This is a genomic window from Pseudomonas sp. V88_4, assembly GCF_029967985.1.
In the GTDB taxonomy this organism is placed as follows: Bacteria; Pseudomonadota; Gammaproteobacteria; order Pseudomonadales; family Pseudomonadaceae; genus Aquipseudomonas; species Aquipseudomonas glycinae.
In genome coordinates this window covers 487333-507633 of the sequence record NZ_JASCAF010000001.1, presented here as the reverse complement: position 1 = coordinate 507633, position 20301 = coordinate 487333, and the positions used below count along the sequence as shown (strand labels likewise).

The window sequence follows — 20301 nt, the reverse complement described above, 5'->3', positions numbered from 1 at the left end:
TTCAATCAGGGTGTGAATCGGCGACATAAAGCCGCCGTACAGGCCCGGAGTGAAGCAAGTTGTGCGCCATTCGCTCAGGGTTTGGCGGTCGGGCGGATCGAGTCCCATTCGGTGACGAACGCGGTTTTCGACTTTTTGTTGTACAGGCACAGCTCGGTGCCTTGCTGGCCCTTCATGTGTTTTTGCGGGTATTGGCCTTGCAGCAACAGCGCGGTGTAGCCGACCCGGTCATCGAATTGCGCGGCGCTACCGACCGGTTTGGCGTTTTTCAAGCCGCTGGCCTTGGTGCAACTGGCGAGCACGGTTTTGTCGTAGGCCGCCCAGGCGTCGGGGCTGGAGGCGTGGACGAACGGGGCGATGAGGCAAAGTACGGAGAGGGCGAGGCGTTTCATGGTTCGGGCATCCTTGGGTTCAGGCCAGGGTTGGAGTATGCCTGAGCGGGAAAAGTTGTCTTGAGGCCGTCATCGCGGGCAAGCTCGCTCCCACAGGAATTGATGGCATATACAGATTTTGCAAACACCCGGAAACCTGTGGGAGCTGGCTTGCCAGCGATGGCGGTCTGTCAGTCCGGCACCAGTTCCCGGCGGACGACATACATTCCCGACCTTTCGTACAAGCGTTGCGCTCGCCCGTTGTCTTCCAGCACCTTCAGGTCGACAAATCCTTCGCGCCGATCCTGAAACACCTTGAATGCATGAAGCAGCATCGCCCGGCCTAATCCACGGCCCTGGGCGCGAGGATGCACCACCAGATTCTTGATGTAGGAACTGGTCCAGCATTGCGCCACGCCGATGACGCCTTCGGCATCGCTGGCGATGAAACACAGTGCAGGATCGTATTCCGGATCGTTCTCGAACTGCTGTTGCCAGACGTCCGGCGCCGGCACCCGACCACCGCCTTCGCGGTAACCGATCTGCATCAGTTCATGCACGGCGGCTGCACGTTCGGCGCTGTAGGTGGTGAGTTCGATGCCGTTCGGCCATTCGATGGCCGGCACGTCCTGGATCAGGTCGCGCCGCATCAAAAAGCAGAACGTCTCGCTCAAGACTCAGTGGCCCTGAGCGGCGACGAATTTGGCCGCTTCGATCAGGCAATGGGTCAGCTCGGGCGAGGAGAACTTGGTCAGCACACCGTTGGCGCCGGCGAGGCGTGCCTTTTCGCTGTTCATCGCGCTGTCGAGTGAGGTGTGCAGCAGCACGTAGAGGTGGGCGAAGTCCGGGGTTTCGCGCAGGGTGCGGGTGAAGGCGTAGCCGTCCATCTCGGACATTTCGATGTCGGAGACGATCAGGTTGATCTGCTGCGCCGTGCCTTGCAGGTCCAGCAGGCAGTCGATGGCCTCCTTGGCGCTGCGGGCGGTGTGGCATTGCAGGCCGAGGTTGCGCAGGGTGTGCACCGATTGCTGCAACGCCACCTGACTGTCGTCGACTACCAGAATCCGTGCGTTGCCCAGTACTTCGGCGTCTTCCATGCTCAGTTCGGTCGGGGCCATTTCGATCTGCGCCGGGGCGATACCGTGAATGACTTTTTCAATGTCCAGCACCTGCACCAGCGTGCCGTCCACCGAGGTCACGCCGGTGATGTAGGCGCGCGAACCGCCGGAGCCGAACGGCGGCGGTTTGATGTCGGTGGTCAGGCAATGCACGATCTTGCTCACCGCCTGCACATGCAGACCCTGTTTCGAACGGCTGACGTCGGTGACGATCAGGCAGCCGCCATTCGGATCTTCCAGCGGCCGCTCGCCGATGGCGCGGCTCAGGTCGATCACCGACAGCGAAGCGCCGCGCAGGGTGGCGATGCCTTTGACGTGCGGGTGCGACTCCGGCAGCTTGGTCAGCGGCGGGCAGGGGATGATTTCACTGACCTTCAGCAGGTTGATCGCCATCAGCTTGCCGCTGCGCAAGGTAAACAGCAGAAGCGAAAGTGAATCTGCGCGGGCTTTGTTGGAAGACATAAAAACCTTCTGTGGAAAAAGGTGAGCGGCGATCGCACGGATCGCCAGCAGGTATCGATGCCGGGTTATCGACTTGTAATCGGCAGGCTTTAGGGATTCCGGCGTCAATCCGACGGCGGAACTTTTATTTCATCCCCAACCGCTTTGCCATCCGACCCAGATTCGCCCGGTCCAGCCCCAGTTCACGCGCAGCACTGGCCCAGTTGTCCTGATTGCGCTCAAGCGCTGCACTGATCAACTGCCGCTGATACTGCTCGGTGGCGGTGCGCAGGTCGCCGCTGATCAAGGGCAGGGCGGCAGTCGCTTCGGACGGCGCCGGCGAGTTATCCACAACCTCGCGCGGCAGATCGAGGTCCATCGCGCTCAAACTGAGAATCTTCGGTCGCACCTTGCAGTTGCCCAGCGCCTTCAGTGCACTGCGTCCGATCAAGTGCTCCAGTTCCCGCACGTTGCCCGGCCAGGTGTAGGCCAGCAGCGCTTCCTGGGCGTCGCTGCTCAGGCGCAGACTATTGAGGCCCATGCGCGAGCGGTTCTGTTCCAGGAAATAACCGCTGAGCAGCAACACATCGCGGCCCCGGTCACGCAGCGCGGGGACCCGCAACGGGTAAACGCTGAGACGATGGTAGAAGTCGGCACGGTAGCGGCCGCTGCGCACTTCTTCGGCCAGGTCGCGGTTGGTCGCGGCGATCAGGCGCACGTCGACCTGATGCTCCTTGTCCGAACCCAGACGCTGCAACTGGCCGCTCTGCAAAACCCGCAACAGCTTGGCCTGGACGGTCAGCGACAACTCACCGACTTCATCGAGAAACAGCGTGCCGCCATTGGCCAGTTCGAACTTTCCGCGCCGGTCACTGGTGGCGCCGGTGAAGGCGCCGCGCACGTGGCCGAACAGTTCGCTTTCGACAAGCGTGTCCGGCAGCGCTGCGCAGTTGAGGCTGATGATCGGTTTCTCGGCGCGCTTGGAAGCTGCGTGAATGGCCTGGGCCACCAGTTCCTTGCCGACCCCGGTTTCGCCGGTGATCAGCACGGTCAGGTCGCTGCCGCCGACCAGGTTGATCTCTTCCACCAGCCGTTTATGCGCCTTGCTCTGGCCGATCATTTCGCGGTTCTGCTGGCCGCTGGCCTGGCGATAGACCTCGGCACGCTGGTGTTCGTCTTCGGCGCGGATCGCCAGACGCTCGATGCGTTCGGCGGCGTTGACCGTGGCCGAAGCGAGGCTGGCGAAGGCTTGCAGGGCGTCGAGTTCGATCGGTTCGAAGCGCTCCGGATCGAGGGCGTCGAGGGTGATCAGCCCCCACAGCTTTTCATCGACGAACAACGGACAGCCGAGGCAATCGTGAACTTCAAGATGATCGTCGAGGCCGTCGACCAGTCCGTCGTACGGATCGGGCAGATCGCTGTCGGCGGCGAAACGGGTCGGCCCTTCGCCGGCCAGCAGCACTTCAAAGCGAGGATGTTCGCTGACCTTGAACCGGCGGCCGAGGGTGTCGGTACTCAATCCGTCCACAGCCAGCGGCACCAGCCACTCGCCGTCGAGGCGCAACAGGGCGGCGGCATCGCAGGGCAGCAGGGCGCGCATGGCTTCCAGCAGGCGCCGGTAGCGCTCGCCTTCGGGCAGTTCGCGGGACAGGTCGGAAACCAGTGGGAGCAGGGCGGTGAGCAATGATTTGGCGGACATAGGCCTGTAGTCAAAGAGACACGTTGTAGTCGACGCGACTATAGAGGTGCTTGTGTCGATCTGACTACATAATTTTCAAGCTATTGATTTATATTAAAAAAATAGTTGGCACGAATACTGGAATGAACAAGGCACTTTTAGAGAAAGCTCAGGAGTCACCCTTATGCTTAGCGTCCAGGATCGTGCCATCGTCAAATCCACCGTGCCTCTGCTGGAAAGCGGCGGTGAAGCGCTGATCACCCATTTCTACCGCATGATGCTCTCCGAGTACCCGGAAGTCCGCCCGCTGTTCAACCAGGCCCACCAGGCCAGCGGTGACCAGCCTCGCGCCCTGGCCAACGGCGTGTTGATGTATGCGCGCCACATCGATCAACTCGACCAGTTGGGCGATCTGGTGGCGAAAATCATCAACAAGCACGTGGCGTTGCAGATCCTGCCGGAGCATTACCCGATCGTCGGGACCTGCCTGCTGCGCGCCATCTCCGAAGTGCTCGGCGAAGAAATCGCCACCCCAGAGGTGATGAGCGCCTGGGGCGCAGCCTACGGTCAGTTGGCCAAGATTCTGATCGGTGCCGAAACCGCCATTTATGACCAGAAAGAACAGGCCGTCGGCGGCTGGCGCGGGGCGCGGGAGTTCATCGTCGCGGCCAGGGTCGAGGAAAGCGCGGAAATCACTTCGTTTTACTTCGAGCCGGCGGACAAGGGCCCGATCCTGGCGGCCGAACCAGGCCAGTACATCGGCATGAAGCTGATCCTCGATGGTGAGGAAATCCGCCGCAACTATTCGCTGTCGGCCCTGGCCAACAAAGGCCAATACCGCATCAGCGTCAAGCGCGAACCGGGCGGCCGTGCCTCCAATTACCTGCATGATCAGCTTCATGTCGGTGCCAGCATCCAGCTGTTCCCGCCATCGGGCGAGTTCACCCTGACCGCCAGCGAAAAACCGCTGGTACTGATCAGCGGCGGCGTCGGCATCACTCCGACGCTGGCGATGCTGGAAGCGGCGCTGGAAACCGAGCGTCCGGTGTACTTCATCCACAGCGCGCGCAATGGCAGCGTGCATGCGTTCCGTGACTGGATCGATGGTCTGGCCGCGCGTCATCCGCAGCTCAAGCGTTTTTATTGCTACGCCGAAGATGACGGCGTGAGCCCGGCGGCGGACAAGGTCGGGTTGTTGAGCCAGGAACAGTTGGGCGAGTGGTTGCCGGAACAGCGTGATGTGGACGCCTACTTCCTCGGGCCGAAAGGTTTCATGGGGGCGATCAAGCGCCACCTGAAGGCGCTGGGCGTGCCTGAGAAGCAGAGCCGGTATGAGTTCTTCGGGCCGGCTGCGGCTCTGGAGTAATCCAGGACCGAGTCGCCTCTATCGCGGGCAAGCCCGCTCCCACAGGATTTATGTCGTACACAGCATGAGCGACGCCGAACCTGTGGGAGCGGGCTTGCCCGCGATGGGGGCGCCGCTGACTTGATTCTTAAATTCTGTTTAAAGGTTAATCGTTTCTTAACCGGTTTATCGTTTATTCCCCGATGCTGATGATAGGCGCTCGTTCGTTTACATGATCAGGATCGCCCCCATGTCGCACTTCGCCTCTTACCGTCGTTTCAGCCTGGCCACGTTGGGCCTGTCGGTTGCCTTGCTGTCCAGTCCGTTCGCGTTCGCCGAATCCGTCTTGATCGAACCCCAGACCCTGATCGTCGATCAGAGCCTGCCCAAGGCCCAGCGTGATGCGATGGAACTGGCGGCGCGGCGTTACGGCAGTTTCTGGAACACGGGCGAAGAGGTGTTGGCCACCGCCGCCCTGTCGCCGCAGTTCGTCGACAAGACCCCGCCGGAAGGCCGGGTGCAGGGGCCGACCGGGCCGTTGCTGGCGTCGAAGCTCTTTCGCACGGCGGTGCCGGACTTGAGTTGCGAGATCGAGCAAATGATCGTCGCCGGGGATCGCGTGGTGGTGCATCTGCACTTTCGCGGCCATTTCACCGGCACGTTCAAGGCTCTCAAAGGGCAGGGCCAGCGTGTAGACTTCCGGGCAACCGATATCTATCAGATCGACAACGGTCGCATCGCGGCCAATTGGCATATCGAAGACAACATCAGCCTGATGGCGCAACTGCAAGCGCAGCCGCCGGCCAGCTGAACCATGGACATGAAAGGGAAACGCGATGAGCGAGGAAACGATTCGATTGGGACGTGAGCGGCGCTTTCTGGTGCTGCTGGGCATCATCTGCCTGGCGCTGATCGGCGGCGCGCTGTACATGCAGGTCGTGCTGGGCGAGGCTCCTTGCCCGCTGTGCATCCTGCAGCGTTATGCGTTGCTGCTGATCGCGTTGTTCGCGTTCATCGGCGCGGCCATGCGCACCCGGCGCAGCATCACCGTGTTCGAGGTGCTGGTGGTGATTTGTGCCATCGCCGGGGCCGGTGTCGCCGGGCATCACGTGTACACCCAGTTCTATCCGGCGGTGAGCTGCGGCATCGATGTGTTGCAGCCGATCGTCGATGACCTGCCGCTGGCGAAGATCTTCCCGCTGGGCTTCCAGGTCGACGGTTTCTGCTCGACGCCGTACCCGCCGATCCTCGGTCTGTCGCTCGCTCAATGGGCGCTGGTGGCCTTCGTGCTGGTGGTGATCCTGGTGCCGCTGCTGACCTCGCGTAACCGAAAAGCATTGCGCTGAATCAACTTTTCGGCACCTGCGCCGATAATACAAACGCCTCGATTTGCGGTGACGCAGATCGAGGCGTTTGGCATTTCAGGGTCTGTGTGAAAACACCGTGACGAACGGCAAGGAAGGGTGCGACAGGTGTGCGACATGTTGTCACACGCGCCGTGTCGCAGCGCGTTTCACCGGCTCGGATTGGAGTGCTGTTACAAAAAAGGATTGGTCTGTTCCGGCGTTTTTCGTTCTTTGCACGGGGGTGCCGGATCAGGCAGTTTTAACAGACTCTGACAGATGGCCAAAAGCCTTGGGATATCGGGCTTTGCGCGAATCGTGCGGTGGGAAAAAGCCCACGGAGCTGTCTGAACTGATGCGGGTAGACGTACACTTTTTGGTGTTTTTGTTGAGAATCGATTTCGATAACATGGCTCACTTTTGCAAAAACGGTGATGGATTGTTGCTCTGAGCGATAAAAATTATTTCGGGATAAGACATGGTGTATAGGGCGCTACCTATCTACAATCGCCCGCACTGAATTCCCGGCACTGTTCAGCCTTTATTAAGGAGGCGAGCAGGAAGTCGGGTGTCGGGCAGCCGAGAGGCTTGCGAGACACCCAGGTGTCGGTGCCTTCCAACTTTCCGCACCAAATGGAATTGGTCTGTAACAAGGCCTTTGACCACGAATTCGAATAAGAACTGACCGCTGTCCCAGGTTTTGTCGAGCGTCTGACGCGCGACGGGCAGCCCTTATTCAATCCAAAGAAAATGCCAACCCTTGGCAGGGTGAAGTGTTGGCGATCAAAACCCAACTGCATTGCGCAAGCTGCTTTAGAGGTCGTGAGATGAGTAAAAACAGGTACCCCAGATTACTAGGCCTAGTGCCGCTGCTCGGCACGTTGTTGCTGGGAGGCTGCAACATGACCTTGCTCAATCCAACGGGCCAGGTCGGCCTGGAACAGCGCAACCTGATCATCACCGCCACGCTGCTGATGCTGTTGGTCGTTGTGCCGGTCATCGTCATGACGTTCCTGTTCGCCTGGAAGTACCGCGCCTCGAACAAGAACGCCGTCTACACCCCGAAATGGTCGCACTCGACCAAGATCGAAGTGGCAGTCTGGACCATCCCGGTCCTGATCATCATTGCCCTGGGTTACATCACCTACAAGTCGACCCACTCGCTGGATCCGTATCGTCCGATCGAATCCGACGTCAAGCCGGTGACCATCGAAGTGGTCGCGCTGGACTGGAAGTGGCTGTTCATCTACCCGGAACAAGGCATCGCCACGGTCAACAAGATCGTGTTCCCGGCGCACACGCCGGTTAACTTCCGGATCACTTCGGACGCGGTGATGAACTCGTTCTTCATCCCGGGCCTGGGCGGCCAGATCTACGCGATGGCGGGCATGACCACCAAGCTGCACCTGATCGCTGACCGCAACGCTGAAATGGACGGTATCTCCGCCAACTACAGCGGCGCTGGTTTCACCGGTATGAAATTCAAAGCGATCGCAACTTCTCAGGAAGATTTCGACGCCTGGGTAAGTGAAGTCAAAAAGGCACCTAAACAGCTTGAAGCCGCTGAATACGCAGCCCTTGCCAAGCCAAGCCAGAACAATCCAGTCGAGCTCTACTCCTCGGTCACGCCGAACCTGTTCCAGACCATCGTCGACAAGTACGAAGGCATGAAACCGGGCAAGCCGCTGAAGCACGAGAAGAAAGAGAAAGAAGTGGCGGCAACGGATATGGACTCGAATTCGCATTCAGCTGCCGGGGCAGAGGAGTAAACGATGTTTGGTAAATTAAGTTGGGAAGCGATCCCTTTCCACGAGCCGATCGTGATGGTCACCATCTCGATGATCGCGCTCGGTGGTCTGGCGTTGTTCGCTGCAATCACCTACTTCAAGAAGTGGACTTACCTGTGGACCGAGTGGCTGACGTCGGTCGACCACAAGAAAATCGGCGTGATGTACATCATCGTCGCCATGGTCATGCTGCTGCGCGGTTTTGCCGACGCCATCATGATGCGTACCCAGCTGGCCATGGCCACCGAGGGTTCGCCTGGCTACCTGCCACCTGAACACTATGACCAGATCTTCACCGCTCACGGTGTGATCATGATCATCTTCATGGCGATGCCATTCTTCACCGGCCTGATGAACCTTGCAGTGCCGCTGCAGATCGGCGCGCGTGACGTTGCGTTCCCGTTCCTGAACTCCCTGAGCTTCTGGCTGCTGGTGTCCGGCGTCGTGCTGATCAACCTGTCCCTGGGCGTCGGCGAATTCGCCAAGACCGGCTGGGTTGCCTATCCACCGCTGTCGGGTCTGCAATACAGCCCTGGCGTGGGGATGGACTACTACATCTGGGCGCTACAGCTATCGGGTCTGGGTACAACGCTAACGGGGGTTAACTTCCTCGCGACCGTGCTGAAAATGCGTACCCCTGGCATGAAACTGATGGACATGCCGATCTTCACCTGGACCTGCACCTGGGCAAACGTTCTGATCGTGGCTTCGTTCCCGATCCTGACCGCTACCCTGGCACTGCTGACCCTTGACCGTTACATGGATTTCCACATTTTCACCAATGAACTTGGTGGCAATCCGATGATGTACGTCAACCTGTTCTGGGCATGGGGCCACCCTGAGGTTTACATCCTGATCCTGCCGGCATTCGGCATTTTCTCGGAAGTCATCTCGGCCTTCACCGGCAAGAAACTGTTCGGCCACCACTCGATGATCTACGCCTCGGGCGCGATCTCGGTACTGGGCTTCATGGTTTGGCTGCACCACTTCTTCACCATGGGTTCGGGTGCCAGCGTCAACGCCTTCTTCGGTCTGGCGACGATGCTGATTTCCATCCCGACGGGTGTGAAACTGTTCAACTGGCTGTTCACCATCTACCAGGGCCGTCTGCGCTTCACCAGCCAGGTTCTGTGGACCCTGGGCTTCATGGTGACCTTCGCCATCGGCGGCATGACCGGCGTACTGTTGGCCATCCCGGGTGCTGACTTCGTTCTGCACAACAGCCTGTTCGTGATCGCTCACTTCCACAACGTGATCATCGGCGGCGCGGTATTCGGCTACATCGCAGGTTTCGGCTTCTACTTCCCGAAAGCGTTCGGCTTCAAGCTGCACGAAGGCTGGGGTAAAGCAGCGTTCTGGTTCTGGATCTCGGGCTTCTTCGTCGCGTTCATGCCGCTCTACGCTCTGGGCTTCATGGGCATGACCCGTCGTCTGAACGCCACTACCAACCCTGAGTGGGTACCGTACCTGTACGTTGCCATGTTCGGTGCGGTGATGATCGCTGTGGGTATCGCCTGCCAGCTGATCCAGCTGTACGTGTCGGTGCGTGACCGCAACAAGCCAGAAAACATGTGCGAACACGGTGACCCGTGGAATGCCCATACCCTGGAATGGTCGACCTCGTCGCCACCTCCGTTCTACAACTTCGCTGTACTGCCAAAAGCAGACTGCATCGATCCGTTCACCGAGGCCAAGGAAAACGGTACCGCGTACAAGGCTCCGGCCAAGTACGAACCGATCCACATGCCGAACAACACCGCCACTGGCGTGGTGATGGGCGCACTGCTGACCGTGTTCGGTTTCGCGATGATCTGGCACATCTGGTGGTTGGCGATCGCCAGCCTGGCCGGCACTGTCATCTACTTCGTGATCCACGCAGCACGTGACGATCAGGGCTACATGGTGCCGGTTGAAACAATCGAGCGCATCGAAGCCGAGCAGCACAAGCGTCTGGTAGCGGCCGGGAAGATCCCTGCTTCCGCAACCCGTGTTGAAACCAAGTTGGAACAGGCTTAAACAATGTCGAACTTAGTGACCAATGCTGGACACGCCCATGGTCATGACCATGGGCACGATGACCATCACCACGACTCGGGCGAGATGACCGTCTACGGTTTCTGGCTCTACCTGATGACCGACTGCATTCTGTTTGCGTCGATCTTCGCGGTGTACGCGGTACTGGTAAACAACGTCGCCGGTGGCCCGTCGGGCCACGACATCTTCGAACTGCCATACGTGCTGGGCGAAACCGCTCTGCTGTTGTTCAGTTCGATCACCTACGGCTTCGCCATGCTGGCGTTGTACAAGGGTAAAAAGCAGCAGGTTCTGGGCTGGTTGTTCATGACCTTCCTGCTCGGCGCAGGCTTCATCGCCATGGAGATCAACGAGTTCCACCTGCTGATCTCCGAGGGCTTCGGTCCTAGCCGTTCGGGCTTCCTGTCGGCGTTCTTCACGCTGGTCGGTACCCACGGTCTGCACGTGTCCGCCGGTCTGATCTGGATGGGCATCATGATGTACCAGGTCAACAAGCACGGCCTGACGGCGACCAACAAGACCCGTCTTAGCTGCCTGAGCCTGTTCTGGCACTTCCTGGACGTGGTGTGGATCTGCGTATTCACCGTTGTTTACCTGATGGGGACCCTGTAATGGCTAATGCACACTCCCATGACAGCCATGATGCTGGCCACGGCAGCGTAAAGTCGTACGCCATCGGCTTCATCCTGTCGGTAATCCTGACCGTCATCCCGTTCGGCCTGGTGATGTACCCGACCCTGCCGAAGTCGACGACGCTGGCAATCGTCCTGCTGTTCGCCGTGATCCAGGTGATCGTTCACCTGTATTACTTCCTGCACCTGGACCGTTCCATCGCTCAACGTAACAACGTGATTGCGTTCGTCTTTACGGCCATCGTGATCGTGCTGCTGGTCGGTCTGTCGCTGTGGATCATGTTCAGCATCCACACCTACATGATGGCGAAGTGAGGTAAACCCGATGTCGCTCAAGCACTTTATCCAAATCACCAAACCGGGGATCATTTTCGGTAACGTGCTTTCTGTGGCAGGCGGGTTCTTCCTGGCCTCGAAAGGGCATGTCGATCTGGCCGTGTTTCTGGCAGCCATGATCGGCACTTCCCTGGTTGTGGCCTCCGGTTGCGTGTTCAACAACTGCATCGACCGCGACATCGACCTGAAGATGGAACGCACCAAGAACCGGGTGCTGGTCCAGGGCCTGATCTCCCTGAAACTGGCCCTGGTCTATGCGACCGTCCTGGGTGTCGCCGGCGTTGCGTTGCTGTACAAGGTGGCCAACCCGTTGGCTGCCCTGTTCGCCGTGATCGGCTTCATCATCTACGTCGGCTTCTACAGCCTGTACCTCAAGCGCAAGTCGGTTCACGGCACGCTGGTGGGCAGTCTGTCGGGCGCCATGCCGCCGGTGATCGGTTACGTGGCCGTGACCAACAGCTTCGACATGGCCGCGCTGACCCTGCTGGTGATGTTCAGCCTGTGGCAGATGCCGCACTCCTACGCCATCGCGATCTTCCGCTTCAACGATTACCTGGCCGCATCGATTCCGGTGCTGCCAGTGAAGCGCGGGATCCAGGTGGCCAAGAAGCACATCCTGTTCTACATCCTGGCCTTCCTCGTGGCGACCTTGATGCTGACCTTCAGCGGTTACGCCGGCATGAGCTACCTCGCCGTCGCCGCGGCCATGGGCATGTACTGGCTGTACATGGCCTGGACCGGCTACAAGGCGGTGGATGACACGGTCTGGGCACGCAAGCTGTTCGTGTTCTCGATCTTCACCATCACCGCGCTGAGCGTCATGATGTCCCTGGACTTCAAGGTGCCGACCGAGCTGCTGCTGACGTACGCGCCGTAAGGTTCGAACGTTGTACGAGAAACCCCGTTCATCGAGAGATGAGCGGGGTTTTTTGTTGAGGATTGTTTATTCGCTGCGAAAAGTGTTTATTGTTCAGCTATAGGCAATTTGCTTATAGTTTTTGGATGAGAACAGTATTCTTTGAAACCACACTATTCACCGCAAACCTGGGTCATTACCTCACGGACGACGAATACCGTGAGCTGCAGACCTACATGCAAAGCAATCCGCATGCGGGCGATGTCATGCCACGAACAGGCGGCTTCCGAAAACTGCGTTGGGTTGATGTTCGTCGAGGCAAGGGCAGGCGAGGCGGCTTGCGAGTTATCTATTATTGGCTTATGAATGATGGCCAGTTCTGGATGTTTGCGATTTATGACAAAGATGAGCTTGAGAATTTGACTGCCGAGCAAGAGAAGGCGCTCAAGGGAGCTATAGAGAAAGAGTTGAAAACACGAGGTACCCCATGAAAAAACGCGACCTGTTTGCAGAATTGATGCAGGGCGTTGATGAGATGGCGGCTCAACGCGAAGGAAAAATCACGCTACGTAATACGACACTCGAGGACAAACCCGCCCCTGAAGTCGGTGCTCAGGAAATCGTAGCGCTACGGGAAAAACTGCACATGTCACAGGCGGTTTTTGCCAGGCGAATCAGGACAAGTCCAAGCACTCTGAGAAACTGGGAGCAGGAGAAATCAAAGCCCAACGCTCAGGCTGCCTTGCTGATCCGTTTGGTGGAAAAATTCCCTGACATGGTCGAGCGGTTGAGTGCTGTTTAAAGTCATTTCCAAGTCTAAATAAAACCCCGCGCGGTTTATGTCGTGCGGGGCTTTTTCGTTGTAGCAGCCACGGGTTGCGGTGTACTGGCAAGCGACCTAGATTTGGATCCAACCCTGTCAGTTATGGCGCCAAGCACTGTTCGGCGCTCGACTGTCGTAATCTGCGGTTTTCATGCATCGATCAAGAGGCTGGGCGAAATGACTGAGAGGATGACCTGCGACGAGCGCTTCATTGCCCTGGCAAAAGAGCTGAATTACGACATCAATGGCGAGAACACGGTGGGTGGCAATTACGCGCCGTTGATCCGTCATCACGATGAGATTTACATCAGTGGGATGGTGCCGCGCACCGAGGGCAAGATTCAGTATCCGGGGCGGGTGGGGCAGGAGTTGACGCTCAAGGATGCGCAGGCTGCGGCGAGTATCAGCGCGATGCGTTGTCTGGCTTTTATCGTCGATGCGGTCGGTTCGTTGGACAAGGTCCGGTCGTTGTTGCGGGTCACGGTGTACGTGAAGTCCACGCCGGATTTCGTCGACCTCAGCGAAGTCGCCAACGGTGCATCGGACGTATTCAGTTATGTGTTGGGCGATGTCGGGCGCCATACCCGCACCACCGTCGGTGTCTATCAGTTGCCGAAAAACGCAGCCATCGAAGTCGACATGATTGCCGCGGTGCATCCCTCGGCATAAATCGCCAATCGCCGGACAACAAAAAGCCCCGCCTGAAATTCAGAGCGGGGCTTTTTCGTCTGCGCCGGTATTACTGGGCGGCGATGCTGTAGCCATCAAACGCGGTTTGCTGTTGCAGGGCGGTGATGATGTTCTTGCGGTTGATCGCGTGCTCGGTGCCGGCGTTGTCGACGAAGGTCTCGCCTTCGATTTCCGCCTCGTCGCCTTCACCGACGAAGGTGAAGCCGAGGAATTCCAGCGCCTCGCGATCCACGCTCAGACGCGAACGCGGTGTGCGCATTGGCAGGGTCACGCTGATGCCGTCCTTGCTGATGTTGAACACTTCGACGTCTTTCTTGGCGCGGGCGGCCTTGCTCTTGCCGCCGCTCGGGTTGCTGATTGCTTGATGGGTCTGGTTCAGCACCTTGAGGGCCAGGCCGTAGACGATTTCCTGGAACGCCGGATCGTCTTTGAAGCTGGACAGGATGCGGCTGATCGGGAACTTGCTGCTGAGGTCTTCGAGGGCGGCGATGTCGGCAGCCTCGGCGTCCTTCAGGCGCTTGAGTTCGCCCATCAGCTCGTAGGCCTGGTCATCATCGAAGCGGTCGTGGGCCTGACGGATCGCGGCGCGCAGTTCGCGGATCTGATCGCTCTCGCGGCTCGACTGGAACGCGTCCAGCACCATCTCGCTGATGATTTTCGCCTGTGGGATGTGTTGTGAAAGATTGATGGAGTTTTCGTATTCCGCTTTGGACGACAGAGTGACTACGGATTCAGCGGTGTTGAAATCGGACATTGAAATTTCACTACTTTTTTAACTTGAGATGAGACGAGAAAGCGCTGGGGGCTTTTTCAGGCCGACTAATTTAGGGGAGCGCAGCGGCGTTGTCACGGAGCAAGGGGCCGGTGGTGCCGATTATTTGTCTGGATGATTTGTGAAGGGCTACCAGGCACCGCGCGTGCCCTGTCTCATTCATTGGCGATAGCGTTCTCCGGTAACCGCCGGGATGTCAGGCCACGCAGCGTCCAGTAGAGCTTCAGAGAACGGGTGCCGATCAGGCCGCACATGAAACCCGCAATGCCGGACTTGAGCAGCTGCATGTCCGGGGACGCGGAACGCTCCGGATTCACGTCATGCTGATAGCCGAAATAGTAGTTCGCGGAAAAGAACATCAGGTACATGATCAGGATTTTTACCGTGCCCGGCATGATCAGCCCTGTCGCGGAGTCGTCGAGCACCACGCCTCGGCGGGAAAACACCAGCCAGGCCGAGAAACCGCCCAGCAACAGCGCGGCGAGCCAGGTGCTGAAAAACAAGACCGGGTTGATCGACAGGTTCAAGGAGTACAGCGACCACGCCAAAAACGCCGGGGGCGTAATCAGCATCGAGGCACGGCTCTCGCGGCGGGGAGAAAACGACTTGATACCGAAATAAACCACCAGCAGAAAAATCAGGTAAACCCGTATCGGAGTGTTTTGCAGAATCGTGAGCATTGCGCAGCATCCATGCTGGAAAAGGAGGAGGGTGGAGCATAGCCGGGGCCACAGAAACCGTCGGCTATTTCAGTCGCAAACGCTCCATCGCGATCGCCGACGTTTCAAATCCCAGGGTGGCGAAAAACGCTTCTGCACCTTCGCGTCCGGCACGCAGGACCCAGGTAATGTCAGGATTGTCGCCCATCACCTGTTCGACCAGCGCCCGCCCGATACCCGCGCGCCGATGTTGCCCGTCGACCACGACCATCGACAGGTAACCGTTGGACAAGCCATCGGTGAGGCCACGGGCGAAACCGACAATCTGCTGGCCGCTCAATGCCACAGCGGTGCGCTGAGAGTTCTGAACAAGCTGTGCGAAATGTTCGGCGGTGCCGGTGCGATGGCCCCAGCCGTGCCGCTCCAGAAACTGTCTTGCCGCCTCCACTTCCGTGGGCAGGAGGTCGCGTATTGAAATCTCTTTTTTCATTCGTTGATTCCGTCCCTGGTGTGTTTCCAACAGTAGTCGCGTTGCTTACGGTCTGCCCCACATCTGCATGGCGAACTCGACGAAGCGACGCAGTTTCGGCAGCCGGTAGCGATCCGGCGCGTAGAGCAGATGCATCGGGCGGTTCGGCGGCTGGTAGTCAGGCATCACGACGACCAGTCTGCCATCGCGCAGGTCCTGTTCCACCAGCGCGTCCGGCAGCATCACGATGCCCATACCGGTGCGTGCGGCCTGATGCAGACCGGCTGAGCTGTTGATCAGCATCGGACCTTTGACGTCGACCATGATTTCGCCGTCCGGGCCGCTGAGGCGCCACTGTTTTTCCACCGATTGCCAGTCATCGCCGGCGGGGTAGGCGAAGGACAGGCAGTCGTGCTGACGCAGCTCTTCAGGGGTCAGTGGCATGCCACGTCGGGCCACGTACTCCGGTGAGGCGCAGACGGTCAGGGTGTAGTCGATCAGCGGGCGGGCGATCAGGTTGGATTGGTCGAAGTGGCCCAGTCGGAAGGCCACGTCGAGACCGCTTTCCAGCAGATCCGGGCGGCGGTTGGTCAGGATCACGTCGAGTTTGACCTGCGGACATTGCAGGGAAAACTCACTGAGTGCCGGGGCCAGGCGTTCGACACCAAAGGTCAGCGGCGCGGTCACCCTCAGGATGCCGCGCGGTTCATCGAGCGTCTGCTCAGCGAGGCGTTCGGAGTCGGCGACCAGGCCGAGCACTTCCAGACAGCGCTGGTAGTAAACGCTGCCGAACTCGGTCAGCCGCTGACGCCGGGTGGTGCGTTGCAACAGTTGTACGCCGAGTCGTTGCTCCAGCGCCCGCAGGTGATTGCCCACCATGGTCGTGGACATTTCGCACTGCAGCGCGGCCGCCGTCATGCTGCCGGACTCCACAACCTTGACGTACACGCTCATCGACTGGAACAGATCCATTATCAAGCCCGGCTTTTAAATGATTGAAGTTTTGCCGAGTTTATCCAGTTCAGGTGGATAACCATACTGCCAGCACCTCTCACCTCGCTGGAGTTTGCCGACATGACCGCCGCCCTGATGAACACCTATCAACCGCTGGAATTGAGCTTCATCAAAGGCCTGGGCACCCGACTCTGGGATCAGGCGGGCCGCGAGTATCTGGACGCGGTGGCGGGCGTGGCGGTGACCAATGTTGGCCACTCGCACCCACGCATCGTCTCGGCGATCAGCGAGCAGGCGGGATTGCTGCTGCACACCTCCAACCTCTACAGCATCGACTGGCAACAGTCGCTGGCGCACAAGCTGACGCAACTGGCGGGGATGGAGCGGGCGTTTTTCAATAACTCCGGTGCCGAGGCCAACGAAACCGCACTGAAACTGGCGCGTCTGTACGGCTGGCGCAAAGGCATCGAACAGCCGCTGGTGGTGGTGATGGCCAACGCGTTTCATGGCCGTACCCTCGGCACCTTGTCCGCCAGCGATGGCCCGGCGGTGCGCCTGGGTTTCAATGAGTTGCCCGGGGATTTCGTCAAGGTTCCGTTCGGCGATCTTCAGGCGCTGGAGCTTGTGCAGCGCAAGCATGGCCAGCGAATCGTGGCGATTCTGGTCGAGCCGATTCAGGGTGAAAGCGGTGTGCAACTGGCACCGCCCGGCTACCTCAAGGCCCTGCGTGAATTGTGCAATCGTCACGCCTGGCTGCTGATGCTCGACGAAATCCAGACCGGTATCGGACGCACCGGTCGCTGGTTTGCGTTCCAGCACGAAGGCATCGTTCCCGACGTCATGACCCTCGCCAAGGGCCTGGGCAACGGCGTGCCGATCGGCGCCTGTCTGGCACGGGGCCGGGCTGCCGATCTGTTCACCCCCGGCAGCCATGGCAGCACCTTCGGCGGCAATCCACTGGCGTGCCGGGTGGGCTGCACCGTGCTCGAGATCATCGAGGAACAGGGCCTGCTGGAAAATGCCAGGGTCCAGGGCGAGCGCCTGCTGACCCGCCTGCGTGCAGAGCTGGCGGACAATCCGAATGTGCTGGCGATTCGTGGGCAAGGGCTGATGATCGGCATCGAGCTCAAACAGCCGATCCGCGACCTGACACTGATTGCCGCGCGGGATCATGGATTGCTGATCAACGTCACGCGCGGCAAGACGATCCGGCTGCTGCCGCCGCTGACGATTGATGAGCGGGAGGTGGGGATGATTGTCAGAGGTGTTGGCCGTTCCCTGAGCCATGTCTCATCCCTCGGTCAGTAGTGAAATCTACAAGTTATGACGCAGATTTCGCCGTCTACGATTGCATACACCAGGCGATGCTCGGCAGTTATCCGCCGTGACCAGAAGCCGCTCATGTTGTGCTTGAGCGGCTCCGGTTTACCCAAGCCTTCAAAGGGTTGGCGCTGGATCGCTTTGATCAAAAGATTGATTCGTTTGAGACCGGCCTTATCGTTTTGTTGAAACCATAAGTAGTCTTCCCAGCCCGTTGGCGTGAACTGGATTTTCATTCTTCAATCAGTTGCCTGACTTTGGCTTTTCCAGCGCGCATTTCGCCAATCGATTTGATCAAGCGCTCGGCATTGGCCGGAGAGCGCAGCAGATAAGCCGTTTCTTCCAGCGCGTTGTATTCGGCCAGAGACATCATCACTACAGGCTCGCCTTTTTGGCGGGTTACCAGAAGTGGGGCGCAGTCTTCATTCACGCGATCCATGGTTTCAGCCAAGTGCGCACGAGCTGTGGTGTAGTTGATAGTGTCCATGTTGTAGTCCTCGCTTGATGCAAAGAACGTACAGAAATGAGTACAGGAAGACAAGGCGATACCTATCAGTGGTTGTGCCGCAGACGGGCTGCCTGCGGTGTGCTGAGTATCACCGAAGTCTCATCGAGACGTTTCTGGGTCTTCTGTAAGCTGATTCCGACGAGTCTGCCATCTCTCTCACTCTCTAAGTGAGATTTTTCTAATCAGGGTAGTCCGACAAATCCGGCGCCAGCATCCGGGTCTTCGGCGCGCCGTTCGAGTTGTGCTGGATGATGTCGTTCGGCTGTCCTTGTTGATTGAAAAACACCTGGCCGATCCCCGCCGAATTCCACAGTCGTTCGCCCGCTTCGGCGTGTTCCGGCACGTACGGAACGATGCGCATGCGGCGGCGTTTGGTCAGCCAGTTGAGGGGCGAGCGCGGTGAGTAGAGCCAGCGGTTGAGACGGTCGAACCATTCCAGCAGGGTCGGCGGGAATTCGTTTTTGATGCCGCTGCTGGTGATCTGCCAGATGCGCGGGCCGGCCTTGCGGTGTCGGATCAGGACTTCGTAGACGAAGGAATAATGCACGTCGCCTGACAGCACCACGTAACTGCCCGGTGTACGCGAGTGTCGGAAAATGTTCAGGATCACCTGGGCGGCGCCGCGATGGGCCATCCAGTTTTCCGCGTCCACCAGCAGTGGATAACCGCACCAGCTGAATACTCGCTGCACGGTTTCGATCAGCTTCACGCCGAAGATCGGTGCCGGCGAAACGATGATCGCCGAAGGATGGTCGAGCAGTTCCTGCTGCAGTTCGCTCAAGGCTTCCCAGTCCAGCAAACCCGACGGTTGCTTGAGCGCCATTTCGCTGCGCCAGCGTCGGGTACGGGTGTCGAGCACCACCAGCGCCGGGCTGGTCGGCAAGACGAAATGCCATTGCTGAAAGCGCAACAGTTCATCAATCAGTTCGTCCTGCACGGGAGCGTCGAGATAGCGGTCATCGTCGCTGGCGCTCAGGCCTCGGGTTTTCTCCAGCACTGCGCTGAATGCATCCGGATTGTTGCCCCAGCCCTGACACAACATGTAGGCGATCAGCGCGTTGCCGATGATGCGTTTGGAGAACGGGTGGCCGTAGGCCGTTTCCTCCCATTGCGCGGACAGGTTCCAGTCGTCGGTGATGTCATGGTCGTCGAAAATCATCAGGCTCGGCAGATGCGCCAATGCCCGGGCCACTTGGCTGAGGCCGGCCTTGAAGCCGTCGATGCGGGTCTGTTCGAGGGCGTAGCGCTTGAGGCGTTCGGGCGTCAGTGCTGGCGGCTGTGGATTGACCAGTGTCCACGGGGTTGGCGACCACACCAGCAAATACATGGCCATGACTTCGGCAAACGTCACAAGGTGATTGTCGGCGCTGCTGCTGGTGAAAATCGGCTTGCGCGCACCCCCGAAGAAACGCTCGCGCAATGTCTCGTTGCTTTCCAGAGCCGGCAGCAGATCCGCACGATGGTAGTAGCTGGCCGGGTGTTCGTAGAGTTTCGCGCTGTCGCTGACCACCGCGCCTTCTAGGTGTTCACCGAACAGACCGAGGCGCTCGATTAAGGCATGAATCGCCCGCAATATCGGGCCGGCAACGTCGTCGGCGTAGACCTGATCACCGCTCATCATCAACAGCGCTGGGCGTTGCTGCGGATCGGTTTCGGCGGCCAGTAACCGGTCAACGCAAAGCAAACCGTCGGCGGCCGGATGATGGGGCTTGCGGCAGGAGCCGTGGAGTAACTGGTCGATGCGCGAGCGCAGGACGAAATTCGGGCCGGTGGCGTTGTCGTAGAGCAGGTGTGGCGCCCAGTCGGCGATTGGCTGCTGACCATCGATCAACAGGTCGTAGTCGATGCGGGTATCGCAGGGCAGGGCGGTTTCCAGCGGAACGTCGATCAGGTGAACAAACGCCCGGGTGCCTACCGGAATGACGGTGCATTTCCCGCTATCGAGAGGAATGTTCCCTACGCCTTGCAGGCGCAGGGTCAGCGACAGCTCGCGGCTGCCGACCAGCCAAAACACTAAGCGCGTCGGTTCCAGTCGGCGCAGCAACGGCCCGGCCAGAACAGCGGGCAGCGGGCTCAGGTCATCAGGTGTCGGAGGCATCGGGGGAAAAGCTCAAGGCGCACAGGCCGGCGATGATAGCGCAGCCGGCGCCTCGAACCCTTAAACC

General features: G+C 59.2%; 23 protein-coding genes and 1 pseudogene. 12 read left to right on the top strand and 12 right to left on the bottom strand.

Translation table 11 applies throughout. From position 1 onward, the window contains the following. Window positions 1–74: 74 nt before the first annotated feature. The 4 genes from QLG12_RS02290 to norR form a co-directional block, all read right to left on the bottom strand. Window positions 75–392 (bottom strand): hypothetical protein, encoded by a 318-nt coding sequence (locus QLG12_RS02290; protein WP_197868427.1) that lies wholly within the window; start codon window positions 390–392, stop codon window positions 75–77. A 170-nt stretch (window positions 393–562) separates the two neighbouring features. Next, window positions 563–1021 carry a GNAT family N-acetyltransferase gene (locus tag QLG12_RS02285; RefSeq protein WP_282473820.1) on the bottom strand — a complete coding sequence of 153 codons (459 nt, stop codon included), beginning with the start codon at window positions 1019–1021 and terminating at the stop codon, window positions 563–565. Between the two features lie 27 nt (window positions 1022–1048). After that, window positions 1049–1951, bottom strand: coding sequence for a chemotaxis protein (locus tag QLG12_RS02280; protein WP_007956731.1), 903 nt, complete (start codon window positions 1949–1951; stop codon window positions 1049–1051). A 124-nt stretch (window positions 1952–2075) separates the two neighbouring features. Further along, window positions 2076–3629, bottom strand: a complete 1554-nt coding sequence (norR, locus tag QLG12_RS02275; RefSeq protein WP_197868428.1) for a nitric oxide reductase transcriptional regulator NorR — start codon at window positions 3627–3629, stop codon at window positions 2076–2078. A gap of 163 nt (window positions 3630–3792) precedes the next feature. On the opposite strand from norR, the gene hmpA reads away from it, so the two are divergent. From hmpA to QLG12_RS02260, 3 genes are all read left to right on the top strand, one after another. After that, entirely contained in the window at window positions 3793–4974 is a 1182-nt protein-coding gene (gene hmpA / locus QLG12_RS02270; protein WP_197868429.1) for an NO-inducible flavohemoprotein, read from the top strand. Between the two features lie 229 nt (window positions 4975–5203). After that, entirely contained in the window at window positions 5204–5764 is a 561-nt protein-coding gene (locus QLG12_RS02265; RefSeq protein ID WP_282473804.1) for an ester cyclase, read from the top strand. 25 nt (window positions 5765–5789) lie between these two features. Then, complete coding sequence (locus QLG12_RS02260) at window positions 5790–6299, top strand: disulfide bond formation protein B (RefSeq protein WP_007968385.1); 510 nt, start codon at window positions 5790–5792, stop codon at window positions 6297–6299. Window positions 6300–6830: 531 nt separating this feature from the next. Here QLG12_RS02260 and QLG12_RS28685 read toward each other — a convergent pair. Further along, window positions 6831–7096, bottom strand: a pseudogene (locus tag QLG12_RS28685) (hypothetical protein). Window positions 7097–7123: 27 nt separating this feature from the next. On the opposite strand from QLG12_RS28685, the gene cyoA reads away from it, so the two are divergent. The 8 genes from cyoA to QLG12_RS02220 all read left to right on the top strand — a co-directional run bounded on the left by cyoA (window position 7124) and on the right by QLG12_RS02220 (window position 13433). Beyond that, complete coding sequence (cyoA, locus tag QLG12_RS02255) at window positions 7124–8065, top strand: ubiquinol oxidase subunit II (protein WP_011335843.1); 942 nt, start codon at window positions 7124–7126, stop codon at window positions 8063–8065. 3 nt (window positions 8066–8068) lie between these two features. Continuing rightward, window positions 8069–10099, top strand: a complete 2031-nt coding sequence (gene cyoB, locus QLG12_RS02250; RefSeq protein ID WP_007956721.1) for a cytochrome o ubiquinol oxidase subunit I — start codon at window positions 8069–8071, stop codon at window positions 10097–10099. Window positions 10100–10102: 3 nt separating this feature from the next. After that, entirely contained in the window at window positions 10103–10729 is a 627-nt protein-coding gene (locus QLG12_RS02245; RefSeq protein ID WP_007956720.1) for a cytochrome o ubiquinol oxidase subunit III, read from the top strand. Continuing rightward, the gene (gene cyoD, locus QLG12_RS02240) at window positions 10729–11064 is read left to right on the top strand and encodes a cytochrome o ubiquinol oxidase subunit IV (RefSeq protein ID WP_011335842.1); all 336 of its coding nucleotides are present in this window, start codon (window positions 10729–10731) and stop codon (window positions 11062–11064) included. Before QLG12_RS02245 ends, cyoD begins: the two co-directional genes overlap by 1 nt. Before the next feature lie 10 nt (window positions 11065–11074). Further along, window positions 11075–11962: a heme o synthase gene (cyoE, locus tag QLG12_RS02235; protein WP_039765651.1), complete on the top strand. Its 888-nt coding sequence runs from the start codon at window positions 11075–11077 to the stop codon at window positions 11960–11962. 125 nt (window positions 11963–12087) lie between these two features. Continuing rightward, window positions 12088–12432, top strand: coding sequence for a toxin (locus tag QLG12_RS02230; protein ID WP_065261338.1), 345 nt, complete (start codon window positions 12088–12090; stop codon window positions 12430–12432). Next, window positions 12429–12743 (top strand): helix-turn-helix domain-containing protein, encoded by a 315-nt coding sequence (locus QLG12_RS02225; protein ID WP_007956715.1) that lies wholly within the window; start codon window positions 12429–12431, stop codon window positions 12741–12743. The genes QLG12_RS02230 and QLG12_RS02225 overlap by 4 nt, the downstream gene beginning before the upstream one ends. Window positions 12744–12941: 198 nt before the next feature. Continuing rightward, window positions 12942–13433 carry a RidA family protein gene (locus QLG12_RS02220; RefSeq protein ID WP_007956714.1) on the top strand — a complete coding sequence of 164 codons (492 nt, stop codon included), beginning with the start codon at window positions 12942–12944 and terminating at the stop codon, window positions 13431–13433. Window positions 13434–13503: 70 nt separating this feature from the next. On the opposite strand, the gene QLG12_RS02215 is transcribed toward QLG12_RS02220, so the two are convergent. The 4 genes from QLG12_RS02215 to QLG12_RS02200 all read right to left on the bottom strand — a co-directional run bounded on the left by QLG12_RS02215 (window position 13504) and on the right by QLG12_RS02200 (window position 16326). Next, window positions 13504–14208, bottom strand: coding sequence for a hypothetical protein (locus QLG12_RS02215; RefSeq protein WP_197868431.1), 705 nt, complete (start codon window positions 14206–14208; stop codon window positions 13504–13506). Window positions 14209–14381: 173 nt separating this feature from the next. Beyond that, window positions 14382–14906 carry a hypothetical protein gene (locus QLG12_RS02210; RefSeq protein WP_197868432.1) on the bottom strand — a complete coding sequence of 175 codons (525 nt, stop codon included), beginning with the start codon at window positions 14904–14906 and terminating at the stop codon, window positions 14382–14384. A gap of 64 nt (window positions 14907–14970) precedes the next feature. Continuing rightward, window positions 14971–15375, bottom strand: coding sequence for a GNAT family N-acetyltransferase (locus QLG12_RS02205; protein WP_282473803.1), 405 nt, complete (start codon window positions 15373–15375; stop codon window positions 14971–14973). A gap of 45 nt (window positions 15376–15420) precedes the next feature. Next, entirely contained in the window at window positions 15421–16326 is a 906-nt protein-coding gene (locus tag QLG12_RS02200) for a LysR family transcriptional regulator (RefSeq protein WP_007956710.1), read from the bottom strand. A gap of 102 nt (window positions 16327–16428) precedes the next feature. On the opposite strand from QLG12_RS02200, the gene QLG12_RS02195 reads away from it, so the two are divergent. Further along, window positions 16429–17616: an aspartate aminotransferase family protein gene (locus tag QLG12_RS02195; protein WP_282473802.1), complete on the top strand. Its 1188-nt coding sequence runs from the start codon at window positions 16429–16431 to the stop codon at window positions 17614–17616. Here QLG12_RS02195 and QLG12_RS02190 read toward each other — a convergent pair. The 3 genes from QLG12_RS02190 to QLG12_RS02180 form a co-directional block, all read right to left on the bottom strand. After that, on the bottom strand, window positions 17610–17864 hold the full coding sequence (locus QLG12_RS02190; protein WP_011335833.1) for a Txe/YoeB family addiction module toxin: 255 nt from the start codon (window positions 17862–17864) through the stop codon (window positions 17610–17612). The genes QLG12_RS02195 and QLG12_RS02190 overlap by 7 nt on opposite strands. Continuing rightward, entirely contained in the window at window positions 17861–18115 is a 255-nt protein-coding gene (locus QLG12_RS02185) for a type II toxin-antitoxin system prevent-host-death family antitoxin (RefSeq protein WP_039765667.1), read from the bottom strand. Before QLG12_RS02185 ends, QLG12_RS02190 begins: the two co-directional genes overlap by 4 nt. A 199-nt stretch (window positions 18116–18314) precedes the next feature. Then, window positions 18315–20234 (bottom strand): alkaline phosphatase D family protein, encoded by a 1920-nt coding sequence (locus QLG12_RS02180; RefSeq protein WP_282473801.1) that lies wholly within the window; start codon window positions 20232–20234, stop codon window positions 18315–18317. Between the last annotated feature and the right edge of the window lie 67 nt (window positions 20235–20301).

Excerpts from the sequence above, each read along its gene's own strand:
- QLG12_RS02290 (WP_197868427.1), bottom strand. The coding sequence starts at position 392 with ATGAAACGCCTCGCCCTCTCCGTACTTTGCCTCATCGCCCCGTTCGTC.
- QLG12_RS02285 (WP_282473820.1), bottom strand. The coding sequence starts at position 1,021 with ATGCGGCGCGACCTGATCCAGGACGTGCCGGCCATCGAATGGCCGAAC.
- QLG12_RS02280 (WP_007956731.1), bottom strand. The coding sequence starts at position 1,951 with ATGTCTTCCAACAAAGCCCGCGCAGATTCACTTTCGCTTCTGCTGTTT.
- norR (WP_197868428.1), bottom strand. The coding sequence starts at position 3,629 with ATGTCCGCCAAATCATTGCTCACCGCCCTGCTCCCACTGGTTTCCGAC.
- hmpA (WP_197868429.1), top strand. The coding sequence starts at position 3,793 with ATGCTTAGCGTCCAGGATCGTGCCATCGTCAAATCCACCGTGCCTCTG.
- QLG12_RS02265 (WP_282473804.1), top strand. The coding sequence starts at position 5,204 with ATGTCGCACTTCGCCTCTTACCGTCGTTTCAGCCTGGCCACGTTGGGC.
- QLG12_RS02260 (WP_007968385.1), top strand. The coding sequence starts at position 5,790 with ATGAGCGAGGAAACGATTCGATTGGGACGTGAGCGGCGCTTTCTGGTG.
- cyoA (WP_011335843.1), top strand. The coding sequence starts at position 7,124 with ATGAGTAAAAACAGGTACCCCAGATTACTAGGCCTAGTGCCGCTGCTC.
- cyoB (WP_007956721.1), top strand. The coding sequence starts at position 8,069 with ATGTTTGGTAAATTAAGTTGGGAAGCGATCCCTTTCCACGAGCCGATC.
- QLG12_RS02245 (WP_007956720.1), top strand. The coding sequence starts at position 10,103 with ATGTCGAACTTAGTGACCAATGCTGGACACGCCCATGGTCATGACCAT.
- cyoD (WP_011335842.1), top strand. The coding sequence starts at position 10,729 with ATGGCTAATGCACACTCCCATGACAGCCATGATGCTGGCCACGGCAGC.
- cyoE (WP_039765651.1), top strand. The coding sequence starts at position 11,075 with ATGTCGCTCAAGCACTTTATCCAAATCACCAAACCGGGGATCATTTTC.
- QLG12_RS02230 (WP_065261338.1), top strand. The coding sequence starts at position 12,088 with ATGAGAACAGTATTCTTTGAAACCACACTATTCACCGCAAACCTGGGT.
- QLG12_RS02225 (WP_007956715.1), top strand. The coding sequence starts at position 12,429 with ATGAAAAAACGCGACCTGTTTGCAGAATTGATGCAGGGCGTTGATGAG.
- QLG12_RS02220 (WP_007956714.1), top strand. The coding sequence starts at position 12,942 with ATGACTGAGAGGATGACCTGCGACGAGCGCTTCATTGCCCTGGCAAAA.
- QLG12_RS02215 (WP_197868431.1), bottom strand. The coding sequence starts at position 14,208 with ATGTCCGATTTCAACACCGCTGAATCCGTAGTCACTCTGTCGTCCAAA.
- QLG12_RS02210 (WP_197868432.1), bottom strand. The coding sequence starts at position 14,906 with ATGCTCACGATTCTGCAAAACACTCCGATACGGGTTTACCTGATTTTT.
- QLG12_RS02205 (WP_282473803.1), bottom strand. The coding sequence starts at position 15,375 with ATGAAAAAAGAGATTTCAATACGCGACCTCCTGCCCACGGAAGTGGAG.
- QLG12_RS02200 (WP_007956710.1), bottom strand. The coding sequence starts at position 16,326 with ATGGATCTGTTCCAGTCGATGAGCGTGTACGTCAAGGTTGTGGAGTCC.
- QLG12_RS02195 (WP_282473802.1), top strand. The coding sequence starts at position 16,429 with ATGACCGCCGCCCTGATGAACACCTATCAACCGCTGGAATTGAGCTTC.
- QLG12_RS02190 (WP_011335833.1), bottom strand. The coding sequence starts at position 17,864 with ATGAAAATCCAGTTCACGCCAACGGGCTGGGAAGACTACTTATGGTTT.
- QLG12_RS02185 (WP_039765667.1), bottom strand. The coding sequence starts at position 18,115 with ATGGACACTATCAACTACACCACAGCTCGTGCGCACTTGGCTGAAACC.
- QLG12_RS02180 (WP_282473801.1), bottom strand. The coding sequence starts at position 20,234 with ATGCCTCCGACACCTGATGACCTGAGCCCGCTGCCCGCTGTTCTGGCC.